At 60.2% G+C, this 15216-nt stretch carries 17 protein-coding genes; 5 read left to right on the top strand and 12 right to left on the bottom strand.

Translation table 11 applies throughout. The annotated features are described in order from the left end of the window. Positions 1–10: 10 nt before the first annotated feature. Complete coding sequence (map, locus tag AB3Y40_RS17565) at positions 11–817, top strand: type I methionyl aminopeptidase (RefSeq protein ID WP_369440170.1); 807 nt, start codon at positions 11–13, stop codon at positions 815–817. Positions 818–955: 138 nt separating this feature from the next. Next, complete coding sequence (locus tag AB3Y40_RS17570) at positions 956–2008, top strand: TRAP transporter substrate-binding protein (protein WP_369440171.1); 1053 nt, start codon at positions 956–958, stop codon at positions 2006–2008. Here AB3Y40_RS17570 and AB3Y40_RS17575 read toward each other — a convergent pair. The 4 genes from AB3Y40_RS17575 to AB3Y40_RS17590 are packed head-to-tail and all read right to left on the bottom strand — an operon-like array spanning position 1998 to position 4665. Then, the gene (locus tag AB3Y40_RS17575; RefSeq protein ID WP_369440172.1) at positions 1998–2243 is read right to left on the bottom strand and encodes a hypothetical protein; all 246 of its coding nucleotides are present in this window, start codon (positions 2241–2243) and stop codon (positions 1998–2000) included. The genes AB3Y40_RS17570 and AB3Y40_RS17575 overlap by 11 nt on opposite strands. Before the next feature lie 18 nt (positions 2244–2261). Continuing rightward, a complete protein-coding gene (locus tag AB3Y40_RS17580) occupies positions 2262–2903 on the bottom strand; it encodes an HAD family hydrolase (protein WP_369440173.1) in 642 nt (213 codons plus the stop codon). Next, positions 2900–3454, bottom strand: a complete 555-nt coding sequence (gene rsmD, locus AB3Y40_RS17585; RefSeq protein WP_369440174.1) for a 16S rRNA (guanine(966)-N(2))-methyltransferase RsmD — start codon at positions 3452–3454, stop codon at positions 2900–2902. Before rsmD ends, AB3Y40_RS17580 begins: the two co-directional genes overlap by 4 nt. Then, positions 3451–4665 carry an NAD(P)/FAD-dependent oxidoreductase gene (locus AB3Y40_RS17590; protein WP_369440175.1) on the bottom strand — a complete coding sequence of 405 codons (1215 nt, stop codon included), beginning with the start codon at positions 4663–4665 and terminating at the stop codon, positions 3451–3453. Before AB3Y40_RS17590 ends, rsmD begins: the two co-directional genes overlap by 4 nt. Positions 4666–4740: 75 nt before the next feature. Here AB3Y40_RS17590 and AB3Y40_RS17595 point away from each other — a divergent pair, with 75 nt between their 5' ends. Beyond that, positions 4741–5229, top strand: coding sequence for a peroxiredoxin (locus tag AB3Y40_RS17595; protein WP_369440176.1), 489 nt, complete (start codon positions 4741–4743; stop codon positions 5227–5229). A 35-nt stretch (positions 5230–5264) separates the two neighbouring features. Here AB3Y40_RS17595 and AB3Y40_RS17600 read toward each other — a convergent pair whose 3' ends face one another. The 7 genes from AB3Y40_RS17600 to AB3Y40_RS17630 are packed head-to-tail and all read right to left on the bottom strand — an operon-like array spanning position 5265 to position 11913. Next, positions 5265–6113 (bottom strand): mechanosensitive ion channel family protein, encoded by an 849-nt coding sequence (locus tag AB3Y40_RS17600; RefSeq protein WP_369440177.1) that lies wholly within the window; start codon positions 6111–6113, stop codon positions 5265–5267. Further along, positions 6114–6398 (bottom strand): 4a-hydroxytetrahydrobiopterin dehydratase, encoded by a 285-nt coding sequence (locus AB3Y40_RS17605; RefSeq protein ID WP_369440178.1) that lies wholly within the window; start codon positions 6396–6398, stop codon positions 6114–6116. It lies immediately after the preceding gene. Then, on the bottom strand, positions 6395–7579 hold the full coding sequence (locus AB3Y40_RS17610) for a GNAT family N-acetyltransferase (protein WP_369440179.1): 1185 nt from the start codon (positions 7577–7579) through the stop codon (positions 6395–6397). The genes AB3Y40_RS17605 and AB3Y40_RS17610 overlap by 4 nt, the downstream gene beginning before the upstream one ends. 30 nt (positions 7580–7609) lie before the next feature. Continuing rightward, complete coding sequence (locus AB3Y40_RS17615) at positions 7610–8362, bottom strand: glycerophosphodiester phosphodiesterase family protein (RefSeq protein WP_369440180.1); 753 nt, start codon at positions 8360–8362, stop codon at positions 7610–7612. Then, entirely contained in the window at positions 8359–8820 is a 462-nt protein-coding gene (locus AB3Y40_RS17620; protein WP_369440181.1) for a RidA family protein, read from the bottom strand. The genes AB3Y40_RS17615 and AB3Y40_RS17620 overlap by 4 nt, the downstream gene beginning before the upstream one ends. 55 nt (positions 8821–8875) lie before the next feature. Then, positions 8876–10177, bottom strand: coding sequence for an HlyD family type I secretion periplasmic adaptor subunit (locus AB3Y40_RS17625; RefSeq protein WP_369440182.1), 1302 nt, complete (start codon positions 10175–10177; stop codon positions 8876–8878). Next, on the bottom strand, positions 10174–11913 hold the full coding sequence (locus tag AB3Y40_RS17630) for a type I secretion system permease/ATPase (protein ID WP_369440183.1): 1740 nt from the start codon (positions 11911–11913) through the stop codon (positions 10174–10176). The genes AB3Y40_RS17625 and AB3Y40_RS17630 overlap by 4 nt, the downstream gene beginning before the upstream one ends. Before the next feature lie 151 nt (positions 11914–12064). Between AB3Y40_RS17630 and AB3Y40_RS17635 the strand changes: the two genes are divergently transcribed. Continuing rightward, entirely contained in the window at positions 12065–12430 is a 366-nt protein-coding gene (locus tag AB3Y40_RS17635; protein WP_369440184.1) for a hypothetical protein, read from the top strand. A gap of 3 nt (positions 12431–12433) precedes the next feature. Here the strand turns inward: AB3Y40_RS17635 and AB3Y40_RS17640 are convergent, their stop codons facing one another. Next, entirely contained in the window at positions 12434–14590 is a 2157-nt protein-coding gene (locus tag AB3Y40_RS17640; RefSeq protein WP_369440185.1) for a transglycosylase domain-containing protein, read from the bottom strand. 271 nt (positions 14591–14861) lie between these two features. Between AB3Y40_RS17640 and AB3Y40_RS17645 the strand changes: the two genes are divergently transcribed. Further along, positions 14862–15200, top strand: a complete 339-nt coding sequence (locus AB3Y40_RS17645) for a P-II family nitrogen regulator (RefSeq protein WP_369440186.1) — start codon at positions 14862–14864, stop codon at positions 15198–15200. The last annotated feature ends 16 nt before the right edge of the window (positions 15201–15216 follow it).

Genomic DNA, 15216 nt, shown 5'->3' on the forward strand with positions numbered 1-15216 from the left:
GGTAGACACCGTGACCACCAATACCAGCCGACTGACCAAGGATGGCATCCGTCTTTACGAGCCGGGCGATTTCGCGGGCATGAACAAGGCAGGCCGTCTGGCGGCGCAGATTCTGGATGACATCGCGGAACACGTCTTTCCCGGCCAGACAACCGGTGTTCTTGACCAGCTGATTACAGATTGGGTCAATGCGGCGGGTGCGACATCGGCCACTATTGGCTACAAGGGGTATCAGCACGCCAGCTGCATCAGCGTCAATCATGTGGTCTGCCATGGCATCCCCGGCGACAAGGTTCTCAAAGACGGCGATATCCTGAATATCGACGTTACCGTGATCGTGGATGGCTGGTTTGGCGACACCAGCCGCATGTATGTTGCAGGCAACCTCAGCCGCAAGGCAGAACGTTTGATCCAGGTCACCCATGATGCCCTGATGAAGGGGATCGAAGCAGTCAAACCCGGCAATACCTTTGGCGACATCGGCTATGCCATCCAGCAATACGCCGAAGGCCACCGCATGTCCGTTGTACGTGATTTCTGCGGCCACGGGCTGGGCCGTGTGTTTCACGCCCCACCCAATGTGCTGCACTATGGCCGCCCCGGTACCGGTGCGGTGTTGGAAGAGGGCATGTTCTTTACCATCGAGCCGATGATTAACCTTGGTCGCCCTGAAACTAAGGTTCTGGCCGATGATTGGACCGCGGTGACACGGGATAAATCGCTGTCTGCGCAGTTCGAACATTCTGTTGGCGTGACGGCGCAAGGTGCTGAAATCTTTACACTTTCCCCCGCTGACAAGTTTCACCCCACTTATTGATTTCTGATTTGCATGGGAAAGGGTCTGGCCTTTTCCCCTCTTGCGAATGACTTGCAACTGGCGGGTTTGGGGCCTATATGAGCCTTGTCGCTAGCGGTGACGCCACTCCCAATACCACGACATCAAAGGATGCACCCTATGCAGACCCGTTTTTCGGCCGTCCTTGCGGCCACCCTCGCTTTGTCCGCAGCGCCGCTTGCCGCGCAAGAGGTTACGTTGCGCTTTCAGCACTTCGTCTCGCCTGCCAGCGCCAACCCGACATATTTCATGCAGCCCTGGGCCGATGCGATCGAAGAACAATCAAATGGCCGCATCAAGGTTGAACTTTATCCCTTCATGCAATTGGGCGGTGCCGCGCCCAGCCAATACGACCTGATCGCTGACGGCGTGATTGACGGCGGCTGGGTAATCCCGGCCTATCAGCCCAACCGCTTCCCCGAGGCCGAGGCGATGGAACTGCCGTTCCTGACGACCAAATCCGGCGAAGAAGCATCCGCTGCCGCGTGGGAATTTACGCAAGACTATCTGATGGATGATTTTGCTGACATCCACTTGATCGCCGCCCACATGCACGGCCCCGGCATCGTGCACAAAAAGGGCGATCCGATTGCAGAGGTTGCAGATTTCGCCGGTCTGAACCTGCGCGGCCCATCGCGCCCGGCGACTTTGCTGCTGGACAAACTTGGTGCCAACCCCGTGGGCATGCCCGTGCCCGCCTTTCCAGAGGCGCTGTCAAAAGGTGTCGTGGACGGTGGTGTCATCACATGGGAAATGTCGCCCTCGCTGAAGCTGAACGAATTGACGGATAGTCACACGGATGTGGCAGGCGATCGCGCGCTGTATAACCTCTATTTCATCTGGGCGATGAACAAGGACAGCTATGCCGCGCTGCCTGATAACCTCAAGGCGGTGATTGATGCCAATTCCGGCATGATGGCCAGCCGCTGGGCTGGGCGTGCCCATGATCTGGGCGACGTGGTCGGCCGCGAGGCGATGGCCGCGGATGGCAATGCCATTGCCGAAATCAGCGCAGACCAAACGGACGCCATGAAGGCGCTGGGGGCAGAGGTCACTGCCGAATGGATTGCCGAGATGGACGCCAAGGGCTTTGACGGTGCCGCATTGGTTGAACGTGCGCAGACCGCCGTGGCCGCCCATCTGAATACGGCAGGAACGTTTGTTAACGAGTAGGCTTGTTTTGCCGCGTAACCAGTGACCTGTCGGAGGGGCCGCGTTCATCGCGGCCCTCTTCGTTTGTGTCATCCAGACGTTTCCACAGCAGTGACAACAGCGTCTCGCCCGCCAAAGGCGTGGTGCAATCGCCAATCAACACCGGCGCATCAAAGGCAACCGGCGCGGGCAGATGTAGCGCTTCTGTTTCTGCTTTGGGTTTGGCCCAGGGGCCCTGCAGGCTGGCATCGGTCATGGGATCAGCCTAGCGCTGTCAGTCCAACCCGATCAACCCCGGCACCTGTGCCATGTCCGTGAACCCGGTGACTTCGCCCTTGGCCCGCGCCAGCCCGCCATCCGCCACATAGGCCAGCGCGCGCACCTTTGCGGCCTGCGCAGCTAACCACCCGGCGGGCATGTCGTCGATCATCACGGTCTGCGCCGGGTCCGCGCCGACAATCCGCATTGCATGCAGCAACATGCCCGGCTTTGGCTTCGCCTCGTGCTGCTCGCGGCTGTAGATGCGGCCATGCAGCCGGTCCCACAGGCCCGATGGCCCCAAAGAGATCTCCATCTTGGCCATTGGTCCGTTCGAGGCGACAGCAACAGCGATCCCGCGCGCCTCTAGCAGGTCCAGCAGGTCGATCACACCGGGGATCACCGGCACGCCCGCCCGAAGCGCAGCAAAGACCCGGTCATAGACGTGATCCAGCCAGTCGCCCGGTAAATCGGCACCCATCTGAATGGCGGTGTCCATCACACCCTGCATCGTGCCGCCCGCAAACAGCTTGTGAACATCCGATGCGGCCACATCCAATCCGCGTTGCTGCAACTCATCCGACAGGATGCGATCCGTCACCGGCTCTGTGTCCACAAGCACACCGTCGCAGTCAAAAATCACCAGTTTCGGGGTCATGTTTCTGCCCTTAAGAAAGTCATATGGGTATCGCCATAGCGGCGCTGATCCAGCATCTCGAACCCGCTCGGGGCCAACTGCGGCGAAGCCTCTTCCCAGACAATCAACGCGCCCGAGGCGATCCAACCACGCGCAGCCAGCAGCGCCTTGGCCCCCAGGTCTTGCCCATATGGCGGATCAAGAAAGATCAGATCACAAGGCGCATCTGCGGGTGGCAGGCCATCGGCGATGACGCTTAACACCGTGCACGCATCCGCCCGGCGCAACTTGGCGATATTGGCGTGGATCAGCTTTTGCGCCGCGCGCCCGTTGTCGACAAATGTCACATGCGCCGCCCCGCGGGACAGCGCTTCAAGCCCCAGCGCGCCAGTGCCTGCAAACAGATCAAGCACACGCGCGCCGCTGATCGGGTCGCGAAACCGTCCACCCTGCAAAACGTTGAACAGGCTCTCGCGGACACGGTCCGTTGTGGGCCGCAAATGGGCCGCCGCGTCGCCTTTGCCCACAGGCGTCAGCGCCGTGCCGCGATGTGTGCCTGCGATGATCCTCACGCGCGCAACAGCGCCTTCATATCGGTGGCGGGGTCGGCAATGACCGACGCCGCGGGCGACCTACCGCCTTCGATCAGGCGCTTGCCGACCATGTAATTGCGCGGATCGTTCATGGCATCCACGGCGATCAGCTGATCCCCCTTGTAATACCAATGGCTCTGACTGCCCGCCGCCTCACCCTTGCGCACCACGACGTCGGTATAGCCAATGTTCAGCCCGGCGATCTGCAGTTTGCAGTCGTATTGATCCGACCAGAACCACGGTTTGGGCTGATAAGGGATAGCGCGCCCAAGGATATTCAGCGCAGCATTCTCGGCCTGATCAATCGCGTTGCCGACGCTTTCAACGCGCACGCGCGTGCCGTCAAACAAGCAGGACGCACAATCGCCCGCAGCCCAGATATGCGGATCGCTGGTGCGGCTATGCGCATCGCAAGAAATTCCGTTGTCAATGGTCAGACCAGCCGCCTCTGCCAGTGTGACCGCAGGGTTAATGCCGACGCCGACGATGGCAAAGTCGAGGTCCAGTATCGTGCCGTCTGACAGTTCTGCCCCGGTCAGTGCATCAGTCCCAATCAGGCGGGTCAGGCCAACGCCTTCGCGGACGTCCACGCCATGTGCTTGATGCAAGGCGCGGAAATAGGCCGAGGTTTGAGGCGCTGCGACACGTTGCAGAATGCGGTCCGCCATTTCGACCAGCGTCACTTGAACGCCACGCTTGGCGGCCACGGCAGCGGCCTCAAGCCCGATATAGCCACCGCCGATGATCAGCGCCCGCGCGCCATCGCGGAACGCCGGGGCCATCGCGTCGGCATCTTTCAAATCACGCACAGTGAACACATTGTCCAGCATCCCACCAATGCTGGCGGGCAGTGTGCGTGGATGGGCGCCTGTGGTCAGGGCCAGCGCATCATAAGCCACAACGCTGTCGTCGCTCAGCGTGATTTGCCGGTTGGCGGTATCAATGGCCACTGCGCGCGTCGCGAGCCGCAGATCAATGTCTTGCTCGGCATAATAACTTTCAGGCCGCAAATACAGACGCTCTTCGGCCATCTCGCCCAGCAGATAGGCCTTGGACAGTGGCGGGCGCTGGTAGGGTGGTACAGCCTCGCCACCGATCAGCGTAATCTTGCCCGCAAACCCTTCGCTGCGCAGCTTGGCTGTCAGCGATGCACCGGCCTGACCGGCCCCAATGACGACGACATGTTGCATGGTGTCTTTCCCTTGTCTTGGCGGACCCTATATTCTCGCGGGGAATGGATGCAAATGTCTAAAAGGAACCACGACATGACAATCACCATTGGCGACACACTGCCCGATGCCACCGTCTTGCACATGGGTGCAGAGGGGCCAGAAGCCGTGCAAATGGCCGAGAAACTCAAGGGCCGCAAAGTTGTGATCTTTGGCTTGCCCGGTGCCTTTACCGGCACCTGCACAACCGCGCATGTCCCCAGCTTCATGCGCACGCGCGACCAATTTGCCGCCAAAGGCGTGGACGAGGTGATCTGTATCGCCGTCAACGACCCCTTCGTGATGAAAGCCTGGGCCGATGCCACGGGTGCAGCGGCGGCGGGTATCACCATGCTAGGGGACGCTGAAAGCGCCTTCACCAAAGCCATCGGCATGAACTTTTCAGCCGGACCCGTCGGCTTTGTGGATCGGTCCAAGCGCTTTGCGCTTTATGCCGAAGACGGGGTGGTCAAGGTGCTGAACGCTGAAAGCAACCCCGGCGAATGCGAGATCTCTGCAGGCGAAACCCTGCTGGCCCAAATCTGAAACTGAAAAGGCCGGGGTAAATCCCGGCCTTTTGATCATTCGGCGTTCACGTTGACGATGGTGCGCGTCGGGAACGGAATGTCGACCCCGGCCTGATCCAGCGCCTCTTTCACCTGCCGTTTCATATCCGCTTGATAGGCAAAATAGTCGCTGCGCGCACACCAGACCCGCACCAGAAAATCGACAGAGCTGGCATTGAGGTTGTTGACCTGAATGAACGGCTCTGGGTCGGTTTTACTGCGCGGATCGGCCATAATCGTATCGCGGATAACCTGTTCGGCAGTGGCAAGGTTTGCGCCGTATCCGACACCAAATGTCCATTCCGCGCGGCGCGTGTCATAGATCGAATAATTGGTGATCGTATTGCCCCAGACCTGTGCGTTGGGGATGATGATCTGCACGTTGTCGATGCTGGCCAGTTCGGTGAAATTCAGTGTGATATCCTTGATCGTCCCCATCTCGCCGTTGACAGCAACAAAGTCGCCCAGCTTGATCGGGCGGAAGAAGATGATCATCACACCCGCTGCCACATTCGACAGCGTTCCTTGCAAGGCCAGACCAATCGCAAGACCTGCCGCACCGATGACTGCAACGATGGATGTCGTCTGAATGCCAAAGGTGTTCAGCACAAACAAAAATGCAAAGCCGATCACCACATAGCGGATGATATTGCCCAGAAAGTTAAAGAGCGTCGGATCAAGGTGATCGTGCTTTTCACCCAAACCCCGCACCCTGCGGCTCAGCCATCCACCAATGACAAAGCCCACGAACAGGATCGCAATCGCGGCCAGCACATTGCCCAGCAACGATACCAGAAATTCGAGCGTCAGTAGGTCCATGATCGACTTGCCGTCGATGATCTCTGTATTCAGTAACGTGTTCATCTATCCGGCCAGCGCGTCCATTTTCGTTGCCAATTTGGCGTCCAGCGCGCTCAAACCACCGGTGTCGTGTGTGGTCAAGACCACCTCAACCGTCTTGTAAACATTTGACCATTCGGGGTGATGGTTCAGCTTTTCCGCCCAGATCGCGGATTGGGTCATAAAGCCGAACGCCTCGACAAAGTTCTTGAAGACAAAGGTTTTTTGGATCGCATCGCGCCCCTCGACCATGGTCCAGCCAGCATCCATCAGGGCCGTGCGGCCCGCGTCATCCAATGCGTCGGTCATTGTTGTTCCTCTCTGTTGTCCTTGCGAAATGGGCCGTAGCTGGTGAGCACCTCGATTTCGTGGTCAATCGCGTCGCGCTCGGCTTCAAGATAGCGCGCGACGGCATCGCGGAAACCGGGGTCGGCGAACCAATGCACCGAATGCGTGGTCACGGGCAAATAGCCGCGCGCCAGCTTGTGTTCGCCTTGCGCGCCCGCCTCGACCCGCTGCATGCCCTGCGCGATGGCAAAGTCGATGGCTTGATAATAACACAGCTCAAAATGCAGCGCCGGGTGATGCGCGGTGCAGCCCCAATAGCGCCCGTAAAGCGTGTCGCGCCCGATCATGTTCAGCGCCCCTGCGACGGGCACGCCGTCTTCCAGTGCCAGAACCAGCAGGATGTCTTCGCGCAAATGGGCATGCGCTTCTTCAAAGAACGCGCGGGTCAGATAGGGCGTGCCCCACTTCCGATTGCCGGTGTCCTGATAAAATTGCCAAAAGTCATCCCAGTGCTGCGGTTGGATGGCGTCGCCAGTCAGTTGCACGATCTCGCCCCCAAACCCCTGCGCCTGGCTGCGTTCTTTGCGGAGGTTCTTGCGCTTGCGGCTGGACAGATCGGCCAGAAAGCCCTCGAAATCGGCATAGCCGTTGTTTTCCCAATGAAACTGCTGCCCTGTGCGGTGCAACAGACCCATCTCTGACGCCGCCAGCGCCTCTGCCTCGGTGCAGAATGTCGCGTGGACCGACGACAGTTCATTGTCGCTGGCGATCTGCACTGCTCCTTGCACCAGCGCGCCCATGCCCACTGCTTCGAACCCCGGACGTGTCAGAAACCTGCGGCCTGTGGCGGGCGTGAACGGCACTGCGATCTGCAATTTCGGGTAATAGCGCCCGCCTGCGTTTTCATAGGCATGGGCCCAGTTGTGATCAAAGATATATTCGCCCTGACTGTGCCCCTTGGCATAAAGCGGGGCCACGGCGATGACCTGCCCGTCAACCTTTGCTTCCAGATAGCGCGGCTGCCAGCCGCTGCCGGGGCCAACCGATCCGCTGTCCTCAAGCGCCTTGAGAAAGCGATACGTTGTGAACGGATCAATAGCGCGACCCTCACCTGCCTCGGGACAGGCGCAGGCATCCCAGTCGCGGGCAGCTATGCCGTCCAGCGTGGGATGGGCTGACACTTCGATGGGTGCGTCCGTCATGCGCCTAACCTGTGCGCGATGCGCCGGCGGTCAAGCCGCATATCCCTCAAACGTGATATTGTCGGCCACTTTTCGGGCTGCGGCCTCAACTTCGGCTGAGCGGACCGTCCAGCACAACACCTGCGCGCCCTGCGCCTTGAGTTCGGCAATCCGGGGCGACGCAAGATCATTCACATTGTGGCTGACAAAGCAGGCATCCACGGCGTCATAATCGGGAATACTGGCCAGCCGACGGCGGGTGCCTTCGGGGATGGTCGGCCAATCGCGCGCATTGAAGGGATCGGTCACTAGACCGCGAGGTACATCGGGCAACAGCCCGGCCATTTCTGCGATGTGATGCGGGTTGAACGACATCACAGCGACATCGCCCTCATAGCCTTTCAACAGTTTGGCAATCGCGCGCTTTAACCCGCCGATTTGCGGGCCAAGGCTGCCATCCTGGTCCTTGACCTCGATCAGCAGCGGCACGGCCCCGGCAACAAGTTCCATGACCTCTTTCAATGTCGGGATTGTCCCGGCATCGTCGGTCAGGCCAATCTTGCACAGCTCTTCGGCTTTGTGCTGTGCGATGGCTCCTTTGAAAGCCGTCAGGCGGGACAGGTCGTAGTCATGAAACACCATCGGCACCAGATCGCGGGACGCCTGAATATCAATTTCGATGCCATAGCCCGCGTCGACCGCAGCCTTGATCGAGGCCAGACTGTTTTCGACGCGCCCCGCGGCGCGGTCGTGCAGGCCGCGATGGGCGATCGGGCGTTCCAGAAAGGCAGGGGGAAGGGTCATGCGATTTCAAAGATGCCTTCGATTTCGACCGTCACACCCAGCGGCAGCGACGCGGCGCTGACGGCTGACCGCGCGTGGCGCCCCTTGTCGCCCAAGGCTGCGACCAGAAAATCAGACGCGCCGTTGATGACCTTGGGTTGTTCGGTGAAGTCGGCAGTCGAATTGACAAAGCCCACCAATTTGACGACCCGCACCAGCCGGTCGATATCTCCCCCGCAGGCCGCCTTGAGCTGCGCCAACAGGCTGATCGCACAGGTCTTGGCCGCCGCTGCCCCGTCTTCTACGCTGACACCGTCGCCCAGCTTTCCGGTTAGCAGTCCATCGGCATTGGCCGAGATTTGGCCCGAGACATAGACCGTGTTACCGGTCACGACAAAGGGCACGTAGTTTGCGGCGGGGGCAGGTGCGTCCGGCAGGGTGACACCCAGTTCCGAAAGGCGGGATTCGATGGCGGACATGGCGCTCTCCTTGCTGTGGTGCGCAGACGCTAGACCGCCCGGGCTGGCGGTGCAATCAGGACTCGCGGAACGCTTTGGCAAAATAGTCTGACAGGGGTTTCAGCAGATAATTCATCGGACTGCGATCCGCGGTGCGCACGAAGGCCTCAACCGGCATGCCGGGGATGAGCGTGGCCCCCTCTGGCAGCTTCTCGATCTCACCTTCGTTCATCTGCACTTCCGCCCGGTAATAGGACAGGCCCGCGTTCTGATCTTGAAAGGCGTCTGCCGACACCAGCGTGACCGTGCCTTTCAGTTCCGGTGTGCGGCGTTGATCGAGCGCGGAAAACCGCAGGGTCACGTCCTGACCTACATTGATCTGGTCGATGTCATTGGGTTGCACCTGCGTCGCGATCACCAGCGGGCGATCCTGAGGGACAATATAAAGCACTGGATCGGCAGGCCGGATCACTGACCTGGGGGCAAAGACGGTCATGCCATAGACGATGCCCGCCACCGGCGCGCGAATGTCCAGCCGCTCAAGCTGTGTCCGCAGGGTGCGGCGGCGTTCCGACAGTTCCAACTGTGTGTACTGCAGGTCGCGCAATTCGGTAATCGCTTCTTCGCGGCGTGTGGTGGTCAGGCCAAGAACCTGAATTTCGATCTCTGTCATGCGCTCGCTGGCTTGTGCCGCAGCAGCGGTCAATTCACCTACACGGCCTAGCAGGCTTGCTTCTTCGCGTTGCAACGCCAGCACGCGGCTGGCCTGCGCGAGACCGCGATCCAGCAAGGACTGCTGATCGGCCAATTCCTCGGCAATCAGGTCACGTTGGGTCCGCAGGGCGACCTGCTGCGCCTCAATGCCCGACAGTTGGCTGGCGATCTGGGCGCGTTGTTGCGTCAGTTGTTCAGTGGCGCGTGCGATGGAATCCTTGCGCGCCTCAAACAGCCGCGACTGCCCATCCATCAATTCCGCCGCGTCTTCACCGCCTTCTTGCAGGATGGCATCGAAATCAAGCGTGCCTTCGCCGTCGCGTTCGGCCTTTAGCCGCGCAGTGCGGGCCAGAATTTCGTACAATTGCCCCTCGATCACCGCCAGTTCGGACGTCAGGATCGAACTATCGAGCCGGATCATCATGGCCCCTTCGGCCACGGTGTCGCCTTCATCGACTAGAATTTCGGACACCACTCCACCGTCCGGGTGCTGCACCACTTGTCTGTTGCGGTCCACCTCGATCTGGCCGGATGTGATGACCGCGCCGGTGATCTGGGCCATCACCGACCACGTGCCAAAGCCGCCCACAAGGATCAACAGCGCAATTAGCCCCAGCGTCATCGGCCGCGTCGCCGACCAGCGTTTCTTGTGATCTTCGGTCATGACACACCTCCGGCCTTGCCTGCGCTTTCGGTGATGGCCTGCGCATTCTTGACGACCTCGCGCATCACCTCGTCCTTGGGACCAAACGCGCGCTTTGCGCCGTTTTCGATAACCAGCAGCATGTCGCATTCCTGAATGGCCGCGGGCCGGTGCGCCATGATAAAGACGGCCTTGCCCTCGGACTTGGCGATCCTGATGGCATTGTTCAGCGCGACAGAGCCATCGTTATCAAGGTTCGAATTGGGTTCATCCAACACCAGAATGACCGGATTACCATACATGGCCCGCGCCAGCCCGACGCGCTGAATCTGCCCGCCCGACAACCGCCCGCCGGTGGCCGAGACACGGGTGTCATAGCCTTCCGGCAGCTTCAGGATCATCTCGTGTGCTGCAGCCTTTTTGGCGGCTTCAACCACGGCAGCATCATCGGGGGTCTTGGACATCCGCGCGATGTTGTCCTTGATCGTGCCGTCAAACAACTGCACCCGCTGCGGCAAATAGCCGATGTGCTGCCCCAGCACATCGGGGTCGTATTGATCCAGCGCCGCGCCATCCAACCTGATCTTGCCGCCAGCAGGCTTCCACACCCCCGTCAGCGCCCGTGCCAATGTGGATTTGCCCGCGCCCGATGTGCCAATCACACCCACGGCCTGACCGGGCAGCACCTCGAAAGATATCATGCGCAGTGCGGCCTGCTGTTCACCGGGTGGGATAACCGTCACCTGATCAGCAACCAGCCGAGCGGCAGGCTGAGGCAAGGCCGTGCGTGGCGTATCCTCTGGGACTGCGCCCAGCAGCACGGACAACCGGGACCAGCCTTCGCGGCCCTTCTGAAAATTCGCCCATTGGCCCACGATCAGTTCAATCGGGGCCAGCGCGCGGCCCAGAAGGATCGAACCCGCGATCATCGCACCCGGCGTCAATTCGCCCTGCAAAACCAGATACGCGCCCAAGCCCAGCATCGCAGATTGCAAAAACAGCCGGAACGCCTTGGTCAGAGACGTGAACGTGCCTGCGGAATCCGCCGCCCCGATGGTCGCGTCCAGTGACGATCCGCGCGCAACCTGCCAGCGATCAAAGGCGGCCGTGCGCATCCCCAGAGAATGCACCATCTCGCTTTCGTTGCGGATTTGCGCACCCAGCGATTCCGATTGGAACGATGCGGCATTGGCCCGCTCCAGCGGTTTGCGCGTGGTCAACTGGTTGGCCACGGCGATGATGATCAGGATCACACCGCCCACCAATCCCAGAATGCCCATCAGGGGGTGGAAAATGAAAATGCCCAGAAAGAACAAGGGCGCAAAGGGCAGGTCAAACACCGCCATCAGCGCGGGCGAGGTAATCAGCCGCTGCACCGCCTCAAGATCGCGCAGGCCAGTCGCGGCTTCTTGCGGGGCGCGGTTGAGTGTTGTGGCCTTCAGAACCGCCGAAAAGACCCGCCGATCAAGCCGCGCCTGAAACCGCGCGCCGACACGCGCCATCACCCGGCTGCGCACGAAATCCAGAATGCCCATCATTGCATATAGAAACGCCACCAGCACCGAGAGCGCGATCAACGTCTCAAGGCTGCCGCTGCCCAGCACCCGGTCATAGACGTTGAGCATATAAAGCGGCCCGGTCAGCATCAGCAGGTTCACCACAAGGCTGAAAACGGCGACCATCCAATACAGGTGGCGGCTTTCGCGGCGTGCGGCGGCCAGCTCTGCGCGGCCCTCGTTGGTCTGGTGGTCTGCCATCTTTGTTCGTCCGTTTGCCCTGATGGGTCTATCTGACTGTTATTGTGCCCGGTTTAGCGACAATCGCGGGATCAATCACGCGCAAATCCATGTTATTTGAGAATCTAGCCTGTAGGGTCACATGATTAACGCAAGTTGATTGGGGTTTGTTATGTCGTTGCTGCCTGCCGTTCGGGCCATTTTCATTGCCACGTGTGTTCCCGGTGCTCTCGCCGCTGGACCTTACGATGGTATTTACAAACAAACGGCCAATGCCGAATGCAGTCTGGTGGGCGTTGATGGTGGCGCACTCGAGATTCGTGAAGGCATCTTTTACGGGGTCGAGGTCGAGTGCCGCATGACCCGACCGGTGAACGTGATCGACATGGACGCGACGCTTTATACCATGCAATGCTCTGGCGAGGATCAGGCTTGGACCGAACGCGCCATGATGATGAAACCGGCAGAGGGTGACGGCATTATCATGCTGTGGGACGGATATGCCTTTGCCTACGAGGCCTGTTCAGCGCCCGAATAGCGCCTATTCCCCCAGTCCGCCCAGAATATTGTCCAGCACGTTCAGGATCTCCTGATCGGCCACGATTTCCCCGCCCGAGATAATGCCCGCGCCGGATTGTCTGGCGGGCGCTTCAATCGGAAGGCCCGTGGGCTGCCAGCCCGCTGTGATCCGGGTCATTGCCTCGCGCCAGATGTCAGCGGGTAGACCGCCGCCTGTGACGCCTGACATCGGGCGGTTGTCGTCGTAACCCATCCAGACACCGGTCACGTAGTCGCCGGTATAGCCAATGAACCAAGCGTCGCGCTGCGAATTGGTGGTGCCGGATTTGCCTGCGATTTGCCAGCCCTCTATCTGCGCCCGTGTGCCGGTGCCGTATTCGACCACCTGGGTCAGCATCCAGTTCAACTGCCGCGCCGCACTTTCGTTGATCACCCGCTCGCCGATCCCAGCACCCGCATTGGTCATCAGCGGCTCTGCATCGCCCAAAAGCCGCAGATCGGTCAGCCCATAAGGCGTGACCGAAGACCCGCCATTGAGGAACCCCGCATAAGCGCCCGTCATCTCGATCAGCGTGCTTTCCGAGACACCCAGCGCCAGCGCCGGGCCCGCCGCAAGGTCGCTGTCGATGCCAAAGCCCTGCGCGACCTGCCGCACAAGCTCTCGGCCCACCTCTTCGGACAGAACAACAGCCGGGATATTGCGGCTTTCGGCCAGTGCCTGGGTCAGGGTTACAGGCCCCTTGAACTGGCGGTCATAATTCTGCGGCTCCCACGGGCCAGACCCCGGCACTGTGATAGTCAGCGGTTCATCGTTGATCGTGTCGTTGGGTGAAAACCCAAGCTCCAGCGCCGTGGCATAGATGAAGGGCTTGAACGCCGACCCGGTTTGCCGGTTGGCTTGCGTCGCGCGGTTGAACGCGCCAGAGGCACGCACATCGCGCCCGCCGACCATCGCGCGCACCGCGCCGTCGGGCGACATCACGACAATCGCCGCCTGCGCCTCTGACCCTTCCTTGACCTTGTTTTCAAAGACCCACAGCAACGCCTCTTCTGCGGCGGTCTGGATGTCCTGATCCAATGTTGTCTTGACGATGATGTCTTCGGTCGTGCCATCGGTCAGAAAATCCGGAACTCCGCCCAAGGCCCAATCGGCAAAATAGCCACCAGCGTTGGCCGCAGCTGCGCGGCCCAGTACGGCGGGGTTCGCCAGCGCCTCATCAGCGGCACTGTTGGACAGATAACCTTGATCGCGCATCAGGCCGACCACCGTCGCCGCACGTCTTTGAGCGCGTTCAAGGTTCGACAGGGGGTTATCCCGTGACGGCGACCGGATTACACCTGCCAGCATCGCGCCTTGCGCCGGGTTCACCTCGCGCGCTGAGATGCCGAAAAACCGCTGCGCTGCTGCTTCGGCGCCGCGCGCGCCGCCGCCCATGTAGACGCGGTTCAGATAGATCGTCAGCACCTCGTCCTTTGAGAATTTGGCTTCCAGCGCCATTGCAAAGGCCGCTTCCTTGATCTTCCGCCACAGGGTCGTGCGGCGACAATCTGTTTCATAAGCGCGCTCGGTTTCCCATCTGTCTGGATCAAACGGGACACCATTGCATAAAAGCTTCGCGGTCTGCTGGGAAATCGAAGAACCACCTGCGCCTGACAGCGGGTTCCGTCCCTGGCTGTAGTTGCGGTACATCGCCGCCGCCGTTGCGTAAGGGTCCACACCTATGTGCCAAAACTGGTAGAACCGCTTGTCCTCGGTCGCGACGACGGCGTTGCGCAAATGTGGGCTGACTGTGCTTGCCGTGATCATCCCGCCAAACAACTCACCCCGCGACGCAAAGCGCGCGCCTTCACGGTCTTGCAAAATCACTGATCCGCGCGTCCGAGCGTCCACGAGTTCTTCGATGGGGGGTAACTGCGTGGTGTAATAGAAGACGCCAAGACCAGCGAGCACGCTGACAACCAGCCCAAGCCGCCAGGTCAACCGCCAGATCAGGCGCAACAGCCAGACAAACGGAAACAACAACCAGCCGATCAAGCCCCGCTTGGCCGTCTTCTTGCGCGGGGCCGCGCGGCGCTTGGCCTTACGTGCGGGTGCTGCCTTGCGCGTGGGTTTAGACGTGCTTTTGGAATAACGTTTGTCGGCCACAAGTGGCCCGCGTTTCCCGCCTTGTCCGGTCATCTGCTTCTCAATCGTTCTTGTCGTTTTGTCGCATACTAGCCGCTGTCGCACAGCTTGTCCCGTGTCGAGATGCGCATCTGCCACCCTTTTTGATCTGATGAATAATTAAGCAGACGGTGCAATTTGTGCAAAAATTGTGCAATTCATCAGGATTCACACCCTGTTTTCCACCTCTCATTGCTTGTGACCCGCGCCTGCGCTGCGCTTTCTCTGTTCAACCGCGCGGCAACGGGCTGCGGGTCGCAAGTGAAGAAAGACGAGGGAACAGCACGTGAAACTCATCATTGCAACAATCAAACCGTTCAAGCTGGAGGAGGTTCGCGAGGCGCTGACCGCCGCAGGTGTGCGCGGGATGATGGTGTCCGAGATCAAGGGCTTTGGCTCTCAGTCGGGACATACCGAAATCTATCGCGGTGCCGAATACGCCGTGAACTTTGTGCCGAAGGTCAAGCTTGAGATCGTGGTGCCCGATGCCGTGGCCGAACAGGTTGTCACGACAATCGCGACGACGGCCAAGACCGACAAGATCGGCGACGGCAAAATCTTTGTGCTCGACGTTGAAAGCGCCCTGCGGGTTCGCACCGGCGAGCTGAACGACGACGCACTGTAACCAGTGACCGGGACAA

The organism is Yoonia sp. R2331 (assembly GCF_041103235.1).
Classification (GTDB): domain Bacteria; phylum Pseudomonadota; class Alphaproteobacteria; order Rhodobacterales; family Rhodobacteraceae; genus CANMYO01.